This window comes from Methylohalobius crimeensis 10Ki (assembly GCF_000421465.1).
Classification (GTDB): Bacteria; Pseudomonadota; Gammaproteobacteria; order Methylococcales; family Methylothermaceae; genus Methylohalobius; species Methylohalobius crimeensis.
Window position 1 is genome coordinate 312438 of the sequence record NZ_ATXB01000001.1, and the last position, 16192, is coordinate 328629.

Annotated in this window: 15 protein-coding genes and 2 tRNA genes; 4 read left to right on the plus strand and 13 right to left on the minus strand. The window is 58.7% G+C overall.

Translation table 11 applies throughout. The features are described 5' to 3' along the window. Positions 1-117: 117 nt before the first annotated feature. Positions 118-786: a hypothetical protein gene (locus H035_RS0101710; protein ID WP_022947285.1), complete on the plus strand. Its 669-nt coding sequence runs from the start codon at positions 118-120 to the stop codon at positions 784-786. A 58-nt stretch (positions 787-844) separates the two neighbouring features. On the opposite strand, the gene H035_RS0101715 is transcribed toward H035_RS0101710, so the two are convergent. From H035_RS0101715 to H035_RS0101725, 3 genes are all read right to left on the minus strand, one after another. Then, complete coding sequence (locus tag H035_RS0101715; RefSeq protein ID WP_022947286.1) at positions 845-1330, minus strand: hypothetical protein; 486 nt, start codon at positions 1328-1330, stop codon at positions 845-847. A 32-nt stretch (positions 1331-1362) separates the two neighbouring features. Then, positions 1363-2556, minus strand: coding sequence for an NAD(P)/FAD-dependent oxidoreductase (locus H035_RS0101720; RefSeq protein ID WP_022947287.1), 1194 nt, complete (start codon positions 2554-2556; stop codon positions 1363-1365). A 66-nt stretch (positions 2557-2622) separates the two neighbouring features. After that, the gene (locus H035_RS0101725; RefSeq protein WP_022947288.1) at positions 2623-4581 is read right to left on the minus strand and encodes an aconitate hydratase; all 1959 of its coding nucleotides are present in this window, start codon (positions 4579-4581) and stop codon (positions 2623-2625) included. A gap of 112 nt (positions 4582-4693) precedes the next feature. On the opposite strand from H035_RS0101725, the gene H035_RS0101730 reads away from it, so the two are divergent. Both H035_RS0101730 and H035_RS0101735 read left to right on the plus strand, forming a co-directional pair. Further along, complete coding sequence (locus H035_RS0101730; RefSeq protein WP_022947289.1) at positions 4694-5437, plus strand: FkbM family methyltransferase; 744 nt, start codon at positions 4694-4696, stop codon at positions 5435-5437. A 97-nt stretch (positions 5438-5534) separates the two neighbouring features. Continuing rightward, the gene (locus H035_RS0101735; RefSeq protein WP_022947290.1) at positions 5535-7388 is read left to right on the plus strand and encodes an amino acid permease; all 1854 of its coding nucleotides are present in this window, start codon (positions 5535-5537) and stop codon (positions 7386-7388) included. Between the two features lie 29 nt (positions 7389-7417). On the opposite strand, the gene asd is transcribed toward H035_RS0101735, so the two are convergent. From asd to H035_RS17710, 10 genes are all read right to left on the minus strand, one after another. Beyond that, complete coding sequence (asd, locus tag H035_RS0101740) at positions 7418-8284, minus strand: archaetidylserine decarboxylase (protein ID WP_022947291.1); 867 nt, start codon at positions 8282-8284, stop codon at positions 7418-7420. Positions 8285-8286: 2 nt separating this feature from the next. Next, complete coding sequence (locus H035_RS17705; RefSeq protein ID WP_022947292.1) at positions 8287-9243, minus strand: hypothetical protein; 957 nt, start codon at positions 9241-9243, stop codon at positions 8287-8289. Positions 9244-9245: 2 nt separating this feature from the next. Further along, on the minus strand, positions 9246-10214 hold the full coding sequence (locus H035_RS0101750; RefSeq protein WP_022947293.1) for a 2-hydroxyacid dehydrogenase: 969 nt from the start codon (positions 10212-10214) through the stop codon (positions 9246-9248). 72 nt (positions 10215-10286) lie between these two features. Continuing rightward, positions 10287-11474, minus strand: coding sequence for an aminotransferase class V-fold PLP-dependent enzyme (locus H035_RS0101755; protein ID WP_022947294.1), 1188 nt, complete (start codon positions 11472-11474; stop codon positions 10287-10289). Between the two features lie 183 nt (positions 11475-11657). Next, positions 11658-11744 (minus strand) — tRNA-Leu (locus H035_RS0101760). A 14-nt stretch (positions 11745-11758) separates the two neighbouring features. Next, positions 11759-12400, minus strand: a complete 642-nt coding sequence (locus H035_RS0101765; RefSeq protein ID WP_022947295.1) for a response regulator — start codon at positions 12398-12400, stop codon at positions 11759-11761. Positions 12401-12429: 29 nt separating this feature from the next. Next, positions 12430-12517, minus strand: a tRNA-Ser gene (locus H035_RS0101770). 42 nt (positions 12518-12559) lie between these two features. Further along, complete coding sequence (dnaQ, locus tag H035_RS0101775; protein WP_022947296.1) at positions 12560-13288, minus strand: DNA polymerase III subunit epsilon; 729 nt, start codon at positions 13286-13288, stop codon at positions 12560-12562. Between the two features lie 16 nt (positions 13289-13304). After that, positions 13305-13754 (minus strand): ribonuclease HI, encoded by a 450-nt coding sequence (gene rnhA / locus H035_RS0101780; protein ID WP_022947297.1) that lies wholly within the window; start codon positions 13752-13754, stop codon positions 13305-13307. Continuing rightward, complete coding sequence (locus H035_RS17710) at positions 13729-14484, minus strand: class I SAM-dependent methyltransferase (RefSeq protein WP_022947298.1); 756 nt, start codon at positions 14482-14484, stop codon at positions 13729-13731. Before H035_RS17710 ends, rnhA begins: the two co-directional genes overlap by 26 nt. A 78-nt stretch (positions 14485-14562) precedes the next feature. Between H035_RS17710 and H035_RS0101790 the strand changes: the two genes are divergently transcribed. Then, the gene (locus H035_RS0101790) at positions 14563-16116 is read left to right on the plus strand and encodes a LysM peptidoglycan-binding domain-containing protein (protein WP_022947299.1); all 1554 of its coding nucleotides are present in this window, start codon (positions 14563-14565) and stop codon (positions 16114-16116) included. Positions 16117-16192: the final 76 nt, after the last annotated feature.

Here is a 16192-nt window from a genome sequence, read left to right on the forward strand (position 1 = left end):
TTAAGCGCCCGATTAATCATCGGGCGCGCTCTCTTTTGAGCAATTAGGAAATTTAAGCCGCGTTGTTTACAATTACCGAGATTTTTTCCTTGGGAAGCCATTGAGCGGGGAAGTGCCTTGCAGAATTTGGACACCATCAAGCTGGTTATACGTCGACGGGGACTCATCTGGCTGGGATTGATTTTGATGCTGGCAGGTTGTGGAACAGGTCGCCACATAACGGCTACGATTCACGAGGATCCGACTTGGATCATCCGTTTGCAGCGGGTTCCAGGGGCCAATCAAGGCCAGGGTTATACCCATCCTGCCGATCTGGAAGTGGGTACTTTGGAAAAAATGCTCGCAGGTGTTCTGATCCGGACAGGAAGCGCCAACCCCGAGAAAGCTCTCGCACCGGTATTTACCGACTATGAACGTAAACGTCTGGCACCCTTATTGTTGCAAGGTTTGCGCGAGGCGGGGAAATTTGATGTGGTCACATTTGTTCGAGTTCAGCCGGTCTCTTCTTGGCAGGAAAAACTTACTTCGGGTGGTGTGTTAGTCGAAGGAAAGAAAATACATTTCCTCTTGGGGAATTTTCAGGTCAAGCAGGCGTTGAAGCAGGACCTGGAGCAATATGACCCCCCCATCGAACTGCTTCCCCTGGAGCCGGTGGAAAAGGTTCCTTCCGGTTTGGTATTTCGCCCACAAGCCGCATTGGCCCCAGCAGAGCCGATAGCCGAGGATTTTCATAAAGTTCTTTGGTTATCCCCTTGGCATATTGCGGTCTTTTACACGAAGCTCTGATTGTGATTAAACCGGATTGAAGCTCTGCTGATTGTCCGTTTCCCTGAAACTCTTAACTTTAAGATCTTACAACGTCTCTTTCGAGAAGCTCGTCGATGGAGAAATTCTGATGAATGAATTCCGCCAACATGGCTTTGGCGCCGGTGAAGGCCGATGGATCGTCGTTCAGAAGGTTCATCGTGCGGGCTTCCATATTGAACGTATCTCTCAGCAGTTCCACTTGGAATTTGAGCAATTCCTTCGGCTGGGAGGCGTAAGCCAGGCGGTTCTCCTCCAAGGCGTAATGTCTCAGCTTGTCCGCCATGTCCGGTTCCAGCAAGGAAAGTATCGAATCTACGTTTTGCAGGACGGAGATGAAGGCGTCCATCGCAAACGTCGCATTGGCCAGATGGTAAGGCGAAGGGCTTCCTTTGTAGTTGAGAAACGCTTCCTGACAATTGGTCAGTCCTCCGTACAGAAGAACCGCCGCCCTGGCTTGGACTTGGTGAGGTTGCCGAGTATCTCGGCAACGCTTTTCGAATATTTCCACCAATTCGGTCCACATCTCGATTCTTCTCCTTCTCCGTATCTGACGATTCAGTCTGTGATTCTTCCTTTCAAATCCCCCGGCTTGAAAGGGCCGGGCTCGGCGATGAGAGTGCGGGCGTCTTCCACGCGGTCCCAGACGTTCCACAATAGTACGCCCCGCACCCGCTTGCCTTCCAGATAATAGACGACGCCTTTCTTAAACGGCTCGATCCAGTCCTCCACCGTTTCCAGTCGGGCGTCCGTCCAGCCCACCGCCTCGTATCCCAGCTCGAACAGGTCGGAGTAAAAGTAGGGGAGATGATGATAAGGGGTCTCCTCGCCCGCCATGTTCCTGCCGGCATGCATTCCCATGGTCAGGGCATTGTCTTCGTGTTCCACCCGCAGGCGGGTATCCAAATGGGGATTGTAGAAATTGGCCACGTCGCCTGCGGCAAACACATCGGGGTGGCCGGCACGCAGCAGTTCATCCACGATGATGCCGTTGTCCACCGAAAGTCCGGCCTGCTCGGCGAGATGGGTAATGGGGCGGATGCCGATTCCGGCGATCACCGCGTCCACTTCCAGGGTACGTTCGCTGGAGCCTTGGGCGCTGCAGGCGGTCAAATTCAGCCGGTCTCCCTGTCGGGTGAGTCCCGTTATCACCTGGCCGGACCAGAGCTCGACCCCCTTGAGATGATAATATTCGTTCAGGAATTGATTCAGATCGTGAGGAAACAGCCGCGCGCCAATGCCCTCCTCGGGAAAAAGCATGGTCACTTCTTTATCGTGCAGCGCCAAGGCGGCGGCGATTTCCGAGCCGATAAACCCGCCCCCGATCACGGCGAAGCGCTGTTTTTCCTCGGTGAGCGCGCGCAGTTTCAAATAATCGTCGAGGTTTCGGAAATAAATGATATCGGCGCTGCCGAAGGGTAGGCGCACCGGACTTCCACCCGTGGCCAACAGAAGCTTGTCGAATTGATGGGTGGTTCCCTGGTCGTCGACCACGTGTTTGGCCGCCAGGTCCAGGGTTTGGACGGTGGTCCCCAGATGCAGGGTGACATCCCGTTCCTCGGTGGCGTACCAGATTTTTTCCAGCGGCTTTCCCTGCCACAACCCCTTGGAGAGAGGCGGCCGTTTATAGGGGGGATGGGGTTCCGTGCCGATCAAGCCGATGGAGCCCCGGGGATCGATGGCGCGTATGCCTTGGATGGCGGCGTCCGCCGTCATGCCGCCGCCGATGATGAGATATTGATAAGTGGGCATTTCTTCCTCCTTCGGGTTATGTTTTTATTGCGATAAACCTCCGGGAATGGCTCAATGCTGGTTGCGTTAAAAACCCTCCCCGGTCGTTGCCGTTACCCGTTCTCGAACCAGATTGATCAGACTGCCCGCCAACACCATCTCCACTTGTCGGCGAGATAAGCGGTGTTCAGTGACGTAGCGTTCGTCGCGAGTCCGGTTGATCACTTCGACCCTGTCCCCCTGCCTGAGGACTTGGCGTACATCGGGTATGGAAATCACATCCCCTTGAGCGATTTTTTCCCAATCCTCCGCATCGACCAAGGTGAGGGGCAGAATGCCGAAATTGCTCAGATTTTGCCGGTGGATGCGGGCGAAGCTTTTGGCGATCACCGCTCTGAGGCCCAAATAGCGGGGCGCCAGGGCGGCGTGTTCGCGGCTGGAGCCTTGGCCGTAATTGACGCCGCCGACGATGAACGAGCCCTGTTGTCGGCTGGCCATAGCCCGCTCGTAATAACTTTCGTCGACGGGGTTGAACACGAATTTGCTGATTTCCGGAATGTTGCTGCGGAAAGGCAATACCTTGGCGCCGGCGGGCAGAATTTCATCCGTGGAGATGTTGTCCGCCACCTTCAGCAACACCGGTCCTTCCAGCTTTTCCGGCAGGGGGTCGAGTGCTGGCAGCGGCTGGATGTTGGGCCCCATCTCCAGTTCCACGCCAGCGTCTTGGGGGGCGGGAGGAACCAGCATTTCGGTATTGATCAGCAGGGTGCGCGGTTCCCGGAAGCGAGGATAGGGCATGTCCAGGGTGCGGGGATCGGTGATCACGCCGGTGAGGGCCGAGGCGGCGGCGGTTTCCGGGCTGCACAAATAGACCTGGTCTTCCTTGGTGCCGGAGCGGCCGGGAAAATTCCGGGGCACGGTGCGCAGGCTGATGCGTCCGCTGGCCGGCGCCTGGCCCATGCCGATACAGCCGCCGCAGCCTGCCTGGTGCAGGCGCGCCCCGGCATGGATGAGCTTTTTCAGGATTCCCAATTCCACCATGTTTTCCAGAATCTGGCGGGAGGTGGGATTGACGTCGAAAGAAACCCGGTCGTGTACCTGCTTGCCGTCCACGATAGCGGCGGCGACGGCGAAATCGCGCAGACCGGGATTGGCCGAAGAGCCGATGTAGGACTGATAGATCTCCCTCCCCGCCACCTCGCTGACCGGCACCACATGGCCCGGGCTGCTGGGGAGGGCGATGAGCGGTTCCAGCTGGGAGAGATCGATTTCATCGTGTTCGTCGTAGCGGGCGTCGGGATCGGCGAGCATTTCCCGCCAGGCATCGCCCCGGCCTTGGGTGGTCAGAAAAGTCCTCACCGCGTCGTCGGCGGGGAAAACCGTCGTGGTAGCGCCCAGTTCCGCCCCCATGTTGGCGATCACGTGGCGGTCCATGGCGGTCAGGTGGTCCAGGCCGGGGCCGTAATACTCGACGATCTTGCCCAGTCCGCCGTCCACGCCGTGGCGGCGCAGCATTTCCAAAATCACGTCCTTGGCGCTGACCCAGTCGGGAAGGCGTCCCGTCAGGCGGACGCCCCATATTTTCGGCATCCGTAGATGGAACGGCTCGCCCGCCATGGCCATGGTCACCTCCAGTCCGCCCGCGCCGATGGCGAGCATGCCCAGGGAGCCCGCGGCGCAGGTATGGCTGTCGGAGCCCAATAGGGTCTTGCCCGGTATGCCGAAGCGCTCCATGTGGACAGGGTGGCTGACGCCGTTGCCGGGGCGGCTGAACCAGAGGCCGAATTTCTTGCAGGCACTGCGGAGAAACAGATGGTCGTCCGGGTTTTTGAAATCTTCCTGGAGCAGATTGTGATCCACGTATTGGGCGGAGAGTTCGGTCCGGACGCGCGGTACCCCCAGCGCTTCGAACTCCAGCATCACCAGGGTGCCGGTGGCGTCCTGGGTCAAGGTTTGATCGATCTTCAGCCCGATTTCCTCACCCGCCTCCATGCGGCCTTCCACCAGGTGGCTTTCGATCAATTTCTGCGCGACGCTTTTTCCCATGGCTGGCTACCTCCAAGATGAAGGGGTATGGATGGGTTTTGCCGATGCCTATTATATTTGACAGCCGCACCGCTTCGCCGGTTCAATTGATCGATACTTTTCCGGAGTAGGCATGGGATTGAATCGGTTTTTGGGCCTGATCCGCTCCTTCAGGCTCTACTATGGAAGCCTCGGGAAACGGAGGCAAATGGACCGGTTTTACGCCCAGTTCGTCCGGCGGGGAGCGCTTTGTTTCGACATCGGCAGTCATGTGGGCAATCGGATCGGCTGCTGGCGGCGCTTGGGTGCCCGGGTGGTGGCGGTGGAGCCCCAGCCCGATTGTGTGCGTTTTCTACGTTGGGCCTACGGCGGAGATTCCGCCGTCACGATCGACCCGCGCGCCGTCGGACGGCGGGACAAGCGCGTCCGGATGCTGATCAGCTCCCGGACGCCGACGGTTTCCAGCCTGTCGCCCGAGTGGATCGACGAGGTGCGAAAAGATCCCCGTTTTTCCAGGGTGAACTGGGATCGGACCATCGACGTGGAAATGGTTACCTTGGATCGATTGATCGTCCGATACGGCGAGCCGTCCTTTTGCAAAATCGATGTGGAAGGGCTGGAAACCGATGTGCTGTCGGGTCTTTCCCGGCCGCTGCCGGCGCTTTCCTTCGAGTATATTCCGGTGGCGATTTCCCGCGCTTTGGCTTGCATCGATCTTTTGTCCGGTTTGGGCGCTTATGTTTATCAGTATTCGGAGGCCGAGTCCATGTGTTGGCGGAGTTCGCGCTGGATGAGGGCGGAAGAAATGAAAGCCGTGCTGGAAAGTCTTCCCTTCCATTCGGCAAGCGGGGATGTATACGCCCGCCTTGGCGGATAGCCGCTGAGGTTAATAAAGAAGTTTTTGGCAGGCGGTCGAAATGGCTAGTGTTATATTGCGTGTCATCGCTGCCGTTTCGAGACGTTGAGGTGACCACATGGGCGGTTCAGTTAAACTGCGCAAGGGCCTGGGGCTGGTCCACGTATTTACGATTGCCTCCGGTGCGATGATCAGTTCCGGATTGTTTATCCTGCCCGGCATGGCGCATGCTATGGCCGGGCCCGGCGTAATCTGGTCCTATGTCCTTGCCGGTTTGCTCGCCACAACAGGTGCGTTGAGCATGGCCGAACTGGCAACGGCCATGCCCAAGGCGGGTGGGGATTATTTTTTTGTTATGCGCGGTTTCGGCGCCGGTATGGGGTCGATTGCCGGCATGTTGAGTTGGTTTGCGTTGTCGCTGAAGAGCGCGTTCGCGATCGTGGGCATGTCGACCTTCGTCCACTTGATTCTGGATCTCCCAGGACTGCTCAGCGGCGCTGCGCTCACCGTCCTTTTCATTGGGCTGAACATCCTGGGTGTACGCGCAGCGGCCCGCGCGCAGGCAATCCTGGTGTTCGGGCTCTTCTCTCTGTTGATCCTTTACGTGATAGCCGGTCTTCCTCAGACACGCGCCGAGTTATTGATTCCCTTCGCCCCCTACGGCGTCGGAAGCATATTCTCCACCGCAGGTTTTGTCTTCGTTTCATACGGAGGTCTGCTGAAGATGGCAAGCGTCGCCGAAGAAATTCAGAATCCGGGCCGGGTTTTGCCCATCGGGCTTACCTTGGCGCTGGTGTCGGTGACTTTGCTTTACGCATTGGCGGTGACGGTAACCAGCGGAGTCGTGGAAAGTTCGGCCCTCGACGGGTCGCTCACGCCGCTCTCCGACGGGGGGCGGATGATTATGGGCGAGCCCGGTTTCGTGGCCATGAGCATTGGCGCGATTCTGGCATTTATCAGCACCGCAAATGCCGGAATCATGGCGGCCTCACGCTACCTTCTCGCCTTGAGCCGCGACAGGCTTCTCCCCTCGGCTCTGGCAAAAGTCAACGCCAGATTCCATACGCCGCATATCGCCATACTGATTACCGGAACGGCGATCCTACTCAGCCTCTTGCTCAAGCTGAACATCCTGGTGGAGGCGGCTTCCTGCGTGCTGATACTGACTTACACCCTGTCTTGTCTCGCGGTGATTGTTTTGCGCGAAAGCGGTCTCCAAAACTATCGGCCCGCATTCAAGTCGCCCTTATACCCCTGGCTGCAGATCGGCGGTATCCTGGGACTCGCTTTCGTCCTGTTTGAACTGGGAATGGAGGCATTCATCATCAGCGCGGGACTGATTCTGACCGCGTTTTTGACATTCTGGTTCTACGGTCGAAAACAGTCGGCGCGAGAGTCCGCGCTGCTGCATCTGATCGCCAGGCTGACGGATCGCCAATTGGTCCACGGTGTGTTGGAGGCGGAACTGAAACAGATCATTCGGGAACGCGACGAGATTGTAGTCGACCGTTTTGACAAGCTCGTAGAGAACGCCGTGATCCTGGACGTTTCCGAACCGCTGACGAAAGAGCAATTCTTCGAGGCGGCTGCGGAGCGTTTGGCTCCACGGTTGAACGTGACCGCGGACCGGTTGGCAAGCGTGTTGCGGCGAAGAGAAGAAGAAACCAGCACCGTACTCAGCGCATTTTTAGCAGTGCCCCATATGGTTGTGCCCGGTGAGCAGAATTTCGATCTGCTCATCGCGCGGGCACGCAAGGGGATTGATTTTTCCTCTGACGCCCGAGAAATACATGCTGTCTTTATCCTGGCCGGTACAGCCGACGAACGTAACTTCCATTTGAAAGCCTTGTCCGCGATCGCGCAAGTAGTCCAGGAAGAGCAATTCGAGGAGCGTTGGTTGGCGGCAAACGACGAGCAGGCCCTGCGAGACATCATTTTACTTGCCGCGCGCAAGCGGCTCGAACCCGTCTAGACTGTAACCGGACCCCCCCCCCTGCGAGCCTAGGAATCAAATACGGGTTTCGCCAAAGATTCACCCATCCGGATGGATTGACCCGGTTGGGCGTCCAACCAGCGGACCGCATTCTGTCCGAACAAGAGGATGACCGTCGAACCCATGTGGAAGCGTCCCAACTCCGCCCCTCTTTCCAAATGGATGGGGGACTCCTGATATGTCCAGCGGCGGATTTCCCGGGCCGTCGGCGGGGTGACCACGCCGTGCCAGACGGTCTCGATGCTCGCCACCAAGAGCGCTCCCACCAACACCACCGCCATGGGGCCGGCTTCGGTATCGAACAGGCAGACCACCCGTTCGTTGCGCCCGAACAGGTTGTCCACCGCCGCGGCGGTGGACTCGTTGACGCTGAACAGGCGGCCCGGAATGTGGCGCATTTCCTTCAAAGTGCCATCCAGCGGCATGTGAAATCGGTGGTAATCGCTCGGGGAAAGATAAATGGTGGCGAATTCGCCATTCTCGAAGGGTTTGGCCAGCTCGGCATCGCCTCCCAGCAATGCCGTCACCGAGTAGTCCTTGCCTTTGGCCTGAATCAGCCACTCGGAGGTGAGGGAACCGACTTGGCTAAGGGTGCCGTCGGCGGGGCTGACCACCCGCTTGGAATCTTCGGGGAACGATCGGACATCGGCTTGGAGGGCGCGGATGAAAAATTCGTTGAAACAAGCGTAATCATCCGGGTCGGCGCTGGCGGCCTCGGTCATATCAACGTTGTACAAGCGGACGAATCCGCGGATCAAAAGGTTTTTCAACCAGTGCCGCCGGCAGTGGGTGAGTTTTCCCATCAGCCGGGACAAGAGATGGTGAGGTAGCGGATATTGGATCAGGGCGAATAGGATTTGTTTGAATGTGGGCATCTTTAAAACGGGTTGATTTGCAGAGGAGTGGGTTGATGGTCTCGGTCCAAAGGCATGATCGCGTGGGCGTGCTTCGGCAGGTCCACCAACGCCCAGCGGGTCAAGCGTTCGTAATGTTGGAGAAAACGTCTGAGCTGATTTTCATCCATGAGCCGCGAAAGGCGGCTGGAGGGGGTGCAGGTGCGCTGCGCCAGTTCGCGTTCCTGTTGCAGGCGCCAGCGGAAAACGCAATCCAGATCCGGCACTTGAAGGAATAGAAGTCGATCCAGCAGAGCGAACAAGCACCGATAAGGCCCCTTGAGCTGGTCGTTGACATGGCGGCGCCAGCGGCCGTCCGGATCTTCGCATCTTTCCAAATCGTTGACCGGTTTGCGGAGGGCATCTTCGGGTTGGGGGCGGGTGCCCACGCACCAGCCCTCGAATAAAATCACGTCCACCGGGCCTTGCCAGACGGGCCATTCGGTTTTCGGTTTTCGGTCGTCCACGGCCTTGTCGAAGGCGGGGATGGGAACTCGATCGCCGGATCGGGCGTTTTTGAGGGTATTCAGGGTAGCGATTCCAAGCGCCACATCATGCGTTCCGGGCACGCCGCGGGTGATCAGTAGCGGATGGACGGTTTGGGCCAGCTTTTCCCGTTCGGCCCGGGTTAGATACAAGTCGTCGATGGACAATCCGGCCGCTTTGAGACCGAAACCCTCTTTGAGCAGGGTTGCCAGCAATGCCGCCACGGTGGATTTGCCCGACCCTTGGGCGCCATTGATTCCGAGAATCAAAGGTTGAGGAGTCTTCGCATTAACCTTGCCGGTCTGCGCGGCGACCCAAGCGGCAAGCGGTAGATAAACGGGAGTCAACCACGGGGTGAGGTCGGTTTCCACGCCCAGGGTTCGGCAACGGGCTCGAAAAGCGGGACGGACCTTTTCCGCCAGCGCGTCTATTTCCCCCGGATGGAGGGACGTCATGCCTATACCGGGTCGGGCAGGGATTGATCGGCGAAGAACGCATCCAGGTTGGCCATCACGCGCCGGCCCATGGCTTCCCGGGTTTCGACGGTAGCGCTGCCCAAATGGGGTAAAAGCACCACTTGGTCCAATTTCAGCAGCTCAGGATGCACTTGGGGCTCGTTTTCGTAGACGTCCAAACCGGCGCCTCCTAAGGGGCCTTGTTTTACAGCGACGATCAGCGCCTCCGTATCCACCACTTCGCCGCGGGCGGTATTGATCAAAAAAGCCCCCGGTCGCATCCGCTGAAGCCGTTCGGTGTCGATCAAGTGAAAATTTTTCTCTCCGCCCGGGCAGTGCAGCGAGACGAAATCGCAGCGGGGCAGGAGTTCGTCGATGCTGGCGCAGGGGGTGGCCGCCAGTTCGACGACCGTCTCGGCAGGCAGAGGATGGGTATGGTAGTAGAAAATCCGCATGCCGAAGCCGTGGTAAGCGCGCCGGGCCACGGCTTGGCCGATCCGGCCCATGCCGATGATTCCCAGGGTTTTTCCCGACACCCGGCTGCCCAGCAGGTGGGTGGGGCGCCAGCCGGTCCAGACGCCGCCGCGCACCTCCCGCTCACCTTCTCCGGCACGGCGCGCCGTCATCAGCAGGAGGGTGAGGGTCAGATCGGCGGTGCAGCCGGTGAGCACGTCGGGGGTGTTGGTGACGGGGATGCCGCGCCGCTTAGCGGCGTCCAGATCGATATGGTTGACCCCCACGCCGTAGTTGGCGAGAATCCGGCAGCGCGGAGATTCCACCCCCAGCACTTCCGCGTCGATCCGATCGCTGACGGTGGGGCAGACCGCATCGTAGGCTTGCAAGGCGGCCTTGAGTTCCCGTGCCGACAAAGGATGGTCGTCCTCGTTCAAGGTCACGTGGTAACGCTGCCGCAATTCGGTTTCCACCGAAGCCGGCCAGCGGCGGGTAAGGAATATGCTGGGTCGGGTCATGGGCGCCTCGCGAAATGGGCGGCTGGAACCGACTCGAGCCATCTCCTTGCGGCTCGAGTCGGGCGGAACGGTTTATTTGCCCGGCACCGGCGGCGCGGTGTCGCGCCAGTATTCCATCGCCGCGGTAATGCCGCTGCCGGGTTTGAGATCGATGCCCGCGTCGCGCATCGCCATCTCGGCGCCGACGATGGCGCCGGCCAGCATCAATTCGTTGAGGTCGCCCATATGGCCGATCCGGAACACCTTGCCGGCCACTTCCGAAAGACCGCCCCCCAGGGACAGGTTGTAACGGTTGTAGGCGACGTGCATCACGTCCCGGGCGTCGAAACCTTCCGGCACCACGATGGCGGAAACCGAATCCGAATACCACTTGGGATCCCGGGCGCAGAGGGTCAATCCCCAGCCGTCCAGCACCGCGCGCCGCGCGCCCTCGGCCAGCCGGTGGTGGCGGGCGTAGACGTTGTCCATGCCTTCGGCCAACAGCAGATTCAGTACCTGGCGGAGGCCGTGGAGCATAGAGGTGTTAGGGGTGTAGGGGAAGTAGCCGGTTTGGTTGGCCTGAATCTGGTCCTCGATATTCAAGAAGCTGCGCGGGCACTTGGCGGTATGGCGTTTTTCCAGGGCCTTGGGGCTGAAGCAGACGTAGGCGTTGCCGGCCGGCAGCATGAAGCCTTTCTGGGAACCGGTCAGGGCCACGTCCACGCCCCAGTCGTCCATGCGGAACTCGATGCTGCCGATGGAGCTGACCCCGTCGATCATGAATAGGGCTGGGTGACCGGTGGCATCGAGGATACGACGAATGGCCGCCAGGTCATTGGTGACCCCGGTGGCGGTTTCGTTGTGGCAAATCAACAGCCCCTTGATTTCATGGTTGGTATCCTCTTGGAGGCGCTGTTCCAGATGCTCCAAAGGCACGCCTTCGCCCCAGGGCACTTCGTGATATTCCACGTCGAGCCCCATGCGTTGGGCCGACTGGATCCACAGATGACTGAATTGACCGAAGCGGTAGGACAACACTTTATCGCCCGGCGATAAAGTGTTGGTCATGGCGACTTCCCACCCGGCGGTGCCGGTGGCGGGGAAGAGAAAAACTTGGCCTTTTTCGGTGCGGAAGACTTTTTTCAGATCTTCCAGCAGCGGCTTGACCAATTCCGAGAAATCCGGTGCCCGATGGTCCTCCATCGGCACATGCATGGCGCTGAGTACGGAGTCCGGCGCGTTGGTGGGGCCGGGGACATAGAGATGATTGCGACCTGCCATTCGTAGGTTACCTTTGATTTTTTATAAAGATTGTCGAAATGTCCAGTCCTCAGGCGGATGGACCCGAAAAAACTTTTTGATCATGCCATAGGTGGAATGGGGGGTTCAAGGAAACGATATTTAGTGGGTAGTTGGCGTTTATGCTAAAGGAGAGGAAAGGATCGCGGCGGTCTTCAGCTGAAATGGTGCCTCGGGCCGGACTCGAACCGGCACGGAGTTTCCTCCTCGGGATTTTAAGTCCCGTGTGTCTACCAATTCCACCACCGAGGCAATGTATTTATTATTTAGCTGAGAATGCCGTTTAGCAAGTTGTATTTGGTCGCCAGACGCGTCAATTCCACATCGTTGCCGACTCCCAGTTTGTCGAAGACTCGGTAACGATAGGTGCATACGGTTTTGGGGCTGACTTTCAGGGCCGCGGCGATCGATTGGATGGGCTTGCCCTGCAGCGTCATGACCACCACTTCCATTTCCCGGCAGGACAATTGGTCGAACGGGGAGCCGGTTTTCTTGCAATCACTGGCGCTTAGATGTTCGGCCACGTCCGAGCTGAGATAGCTTTGCCCTTCGTATACGGTCATGATGGCGGTGATCATCTCATCGGGAGGACAGTTTTTGGAGATGTAACCGTGGATGCCGGCTTTCAAAAGGCTGCGGGGAAGGGGCCCGTCGTCGCAGACGCTGAGCCCGATGATCTTGATATCCGGATGCTGTTGTCTGAGCCTTTGGCTGGCTTGCAATCCGCCGATTCCCGGCATGTGGATATCCATCAGGACGATCTCGGGACGAAGTTCATCGACCCGGCTCAGAGCTTCTTCACCGCTGCCGGCCAAGCCAACCACGGCGATCCTCGGATCGGCATCGAGAATATATTGAATGCCGCTGCGAACAAGTTCGTGATCGTCCGCAATCAATACCCGGATCATTTCCTATCGTCGTCTTATTGTTCGTTACTTGGCGGAGAGGGTGGGATTCGAACCCACGGAGGGTCGCCCCTCGCCGGTTTTCAAGACCGGTGCTTTCAACCGCTCAGCCACCTCTCCTCAAGGAGCGAAAGTAGGATAGCTTAAAAAGGGGTGGATTAGCTAGGGCTTATGCCATAAACAATTGCCGCCGCTGGCTTTGTCGATGGCTTCGAGCCGTTCTCGGTGGGCGGCCAAATCCTCCGGCGGGCAGCTCACCACTTTCAATGCCGCATGGTTTCGGCGGTCGATTTTTCGGGGGGCGAGTTGAGGTTTACCTGCTCCCGCTTCGCTGAATTGCGATGCCGAATCCCCTTCCAGGCCGAGGGTGGTTTGGCCGCCGGTCATGGCCAGATACACCGAGGCCAGAATCTCCGCGTCCAGGAGCGCGCCGTGAAGATCGCGATGGCGATTATCGATTTGATAGCGCTTGCACAAGGCATCGAGACTGTTGCGCTGCCCCGGATGCATGCGCTTGGCCAGGACCAGGGTGTCGAGAATCGAAGCGTGGTCTTCCATGCGGCCCAGCTGCGGTCCCAGACGTTTCAGTTCCGCGTTGATGAAGCCGACGTCGAAAGGGGCGTTGTGGATAACCACTTCGCTCCCTTGAATGAAGCGGAGAAAATTTTCGGCGATATCGGTGAACCGGGGCTTGTCGGCGAGAAAGGCGTTGTCGATGCCGTGCACCTCGATCGCCTCTCGGTCGATTTCCCGCTCGGGATCCAAATATTCGTGGAAGCGGTTGCCGGTCAAGCGGCGGTCGATCAGTTCGACGCACCCGATTTCGATGACGCGATGACCCTCTTCGGGTTCCAGGCCGGTGGTTTCGGTGTCCAGAACAATTTGGCGCATAAGCATTCTCCTGACTTCAGCTTAGCATTTCGTCGATGGCGCGGTTGGCCAATTGGTCGGCGCGCTCGTTTTCCGGATGGCCGCTGTGGCCCCGGACCCATTCCCATTGAATTTGATGCGGTTCGGCGGCCTCGACCAGGCGCTGCCAGAGGTCGATATTCTTGACCGGTTTGCCGGCGGCGGTTTTCCAATTCCGCCGGATCCAATTGGGCAACCATTCGGTGATGCCTTGTTTCAGATAGCGCGAATCGGTGCTCAACAGAACTTGGCACGGGCGCTTTAAATTTTCCAAGGCCGAGATGGCCGCCATCAGCTCCATTCGATTATTGGTGGTATGAGGCTCGGCGCCGTACAGTTCGCGTTCCCGGTTCCTGTAGCGCAGCAGCGCGCCCCAGCCTCCCGGTCCCGGGTTGCCGCGACAGGCGCCGTCGGTATAGATTTCAACCAGATTGATGTTTTGAGTCATCGGTCCTTCTTTGAGCGGTGGAAGCGATTCCCGGGACCCAGCCCGGGCATTTTTCCGCGGTGGGGGTGATGGGAATGACGGTGTAGGTGCGCTTGATGGCATGAACCGCGTAACCCACTGTCCACAGAGGCGCGCCGGGGAGATGCAGCCAATTCCAGCGAGACGGCGAATGCAGCGCGTTAAAGTCGAATTGAGCGCCGACCTCGGCGGCGAAATTGAGCAGATTCAACCGGTCCATGAGGGTGAGTCGACTCACCGCGCGGCCGCGCCAGGGAGCGTCGTGACGATTGCCCGGAAGCCAACGGTATAGCCGGTAGAAGCTCCAGGGGTGGAATCCCAGAATCAGCAATTGTCCTTCGGGCTTCAGTATCCTTTCGGCTTCCCGCAAGAGTTGGTGTTGGTCGGAAGCATATTCGAGGGTATGGGGCAAGATCAAGACATCGATGCTTTCCGACGCCAAAGGCAGGGAATCCATTTGCGCCCGGATCACCGGAAGGTTCGGGGTGATGGGGGATTCGTCGACAATGCAAAACTGGGGCAAGTAACCGGGGTCCAGGTAACGTTTCTCCCATCCCAGCAAACCCAATTGCACCAAAGTGAATGAATAAGGTACTTTGATGGCGCGGTTGAGATAGGTCGCCTCCAGTTGCCGCAAGCGACGCCCCAGAGGGGTTCGATACCAACGGCGAAGTGCGCGGCGGGGTGAATGGAACGGTCGATAGCTAGGCATCGGCAAGCATCGGAGTTTGCAATTATAATAATGGAAAGTCCGGTCAATTAGGATCGCCGGGCATTTTGGGAGGAAATAATGCTAAGGTTTGCGCGTTTTGTCATCCTGCTTTCATTGGTTGCGGCGGGGGGCTTGACCGGTTGCGGTCAACAGCCGGTCAAGCCGAGCCGTCAGGTCGCCCCGGCCGCGGAGGCGTCGCCCGTTACTTTGCGGGTCAACCTGCGCGAAGCGGATCGCAGCGCTCCGAAAAAACAACCGGAAAAACCGTCTCCATCAAAAGACAATTTGTGGACCCGCTTGTTCTCGCTTTATCGATTGCCGGAGACGGATCATCCCCGCATCGACCAGCAATTGCAATGGTACGCCGAGCATCCGGAGTATGTCGATCGCGTTCAAGCGCGGGCGCGGCCGTACCTCTACACCATCGTGGAAGCGATCGAACGCAACGGCTTGCCGGGTGAGTTGGCCTTGCTTCCGGTGGTGGAGAGCGCATTCCAGCCGGATGCTTATTCCCGGCGCCGGGCCGCCGGATTGTGGCAGTTCATTCCCTCCACCGGCCGGCTCTACGGCTTGGAGCAAAATTGGTGGCTGGATTTGCGCCGCGATGTGCACGCTTCCACCCGTGCGGCGATCCGCTATTTGAAAAAGCTCAATGCCGACTTCCACGGCGATTGGCTCTTGGCCCTGGCCGCCTATAATGCCGGCGAAGGGCGGGTGGCGCGAGCGATCCGGCGGAATCGCCGTCTCCATCAGCCGACCGATTTCTGGCATCTGCGCTTGCCCCGGGAAACGCGCGCCTATGTGCCCAAATTGCTGGCGGTGGCGCGTTTGTTCGCCCATATTGAAGAATACGACATGGCCCTCAATCCGATTCCCAACCGTCCCCTTTACGGGATCGTCAACGTCGGCTCGCAAATCGATCTCAATCTGGCGGCGGAATTGGCACAGATGCCTTTGGAGGAATTGTATCGCTTGAATCCCGGTTTCCGGCGCTGGGCCACCGCCCCCGAAGGGCCCCATCGGCTGGTGTTGCCCTTGGAGAAGGTCGAGCTGTTCGAAGAGCACCTGGCCGAACTGCCCGAATCCAAGCGGGTGCGCTGGGAACGCTATCAGGTTCGCCGGGGAGAAACCTTGAGTGAGATCGCCCGGCATTATCAGGCGACGGTGAGCGTGATTCGTCAGATCAATCACCTGCGCGGCGATCTGATTTATCCGGGGCAGGCGTTGTTGATACCGATGGGTCCCCGGGATCGGGTGGAAATGGCTCAAGCCCGGTCGCGTCGATCCCAGGTTCATGTGGTGCATCGGGGCGATACCTTGTGGGATATTGCCCGCCGTTACGGGGTTGAGATCGGCCAATTGGCGCGCTTGAACGATCTTAGCGTGAACAGCCCTTTGCGAGTCGGTCAACGCTTGCGGGTGGACGGTGCCGGGGGAGAGAACGCACCTCAATGGGTGAATTATACGGTGCGCGAAGGCGACTCCCTTTATCGCATCGCCCTTCGCTTCGGCGTGCGCCTGCGGGATTTGCGCGACTGGAATCGAGACCGCTTGGAGTCGGTGCTGTATCCGGGCCAAAATCTCAAGGTCTATCTGAATCAAACCGCGGCATTGGTTAATTCGACCAGTTAATCCCGAGATTGATACCACCCTAGCGGTAGTCCGGCAAGCAGGGTGTCTTCCCTCCTTGGGGGGGGCGGGATGGCGG

Bases quoted from the DNA above. Each gene is read 5' to 3' on its own strand.
- H035_RS0101715 (WP_022947286.1), bottom strand. From the start codon at position 1,330: ATGTGGACCGAATTGGTGGAAATATTCGAAAAGCGTTGCCGAGATACT.
- H035_RS0101720 (WP_022947287.1), bottom strand. From the start codon at position 2,556: ATGCCCACTTATCAATATCTCATCATCGGCGGCGGCATGACGGCGGAC.
- H035_RS0101725 (WP_022947288.1), bottom strand. From the start codon at position 4,581: ATGGGAAAAAGCGTCGCGCAGAAATTGATCGAAAGCCACCTGGTGGAA.
- H035_RS0101730 (WP_022947289.1), top strand. From the start codon at position 4,694: ATGGGATTGAATCGGTTTTTGGGCCTGATCCGCTCCTTCAGGCTCTAC.
- H035_RS0101735 (WP_022947290.1), top strand. From the start codon at position 5,535: ATGGGCGGTTCAGTTAAACTGCGCAAGGGCCTGGGGCTGGTCCACGTA.
- asd (WP_022947291.1), bottom strand. From the start codon at position 8,284: ATGCCCACATTCAAACAAATCCTATTCGCCCTGATCCAATATCCGCTA.
- H035_RS17705 (WP_022947292.1), bottom strand. From the start codon at position 9,243: ATGACGTCCCTCCATCCGGGGGAAATAGACGCGCTGGCGGAAAAGGTC.
- H035_RS0101750 (WP_022947293.1), bottom strand. From the start codon at position 10,214: ATGACCCGACCCAGCATATTCCTTACCCGCCGCTGGCCGGCTTCGGTG.
- H035_RS0101755 (WP_022947294.1), bottom strand. From the start codon at position 11,474: ATGGCAGGTCGCAATCATCTCTATGTCCCCGGCCCCACCAACGCGCCG.
- H035_RS0101765 (WP_022947295.1), bottom strand. From the start codon at position 12,400: ATGATCCGGGTATTGATTGCGGACGATCACGAACTTGTTCGCAGCGGC.
- dnaQ (WP_022947296.1), bottom strand. From the start codon at position 13,288: ATGCGCCAAATTGTTCTGGACACCGAAACCACCGGCCTGGAACCCGAA.
- rnhA (WP_022947297.1), bottom strand. From the start codon at position 13,754: ATGACTCAAAACATCAATCTGGTTGAAATCTATACCGACGGCGCCTGT.
- H035_RS17710 (WP_022947298.1), bottom strand. From the start codon at position 14,484: ATGCCTAGCTATCGACCGTTCCATTCACCCCGCCGCGCACTTCGCCGT.
- H035_RS0101790 (WP_022947299.1), top strand. From the start codon at position 14,563: ATGCTAAGGTTTGCGCGTTTTGTCATCCTGCTTTCATTGGTTGCGGCG.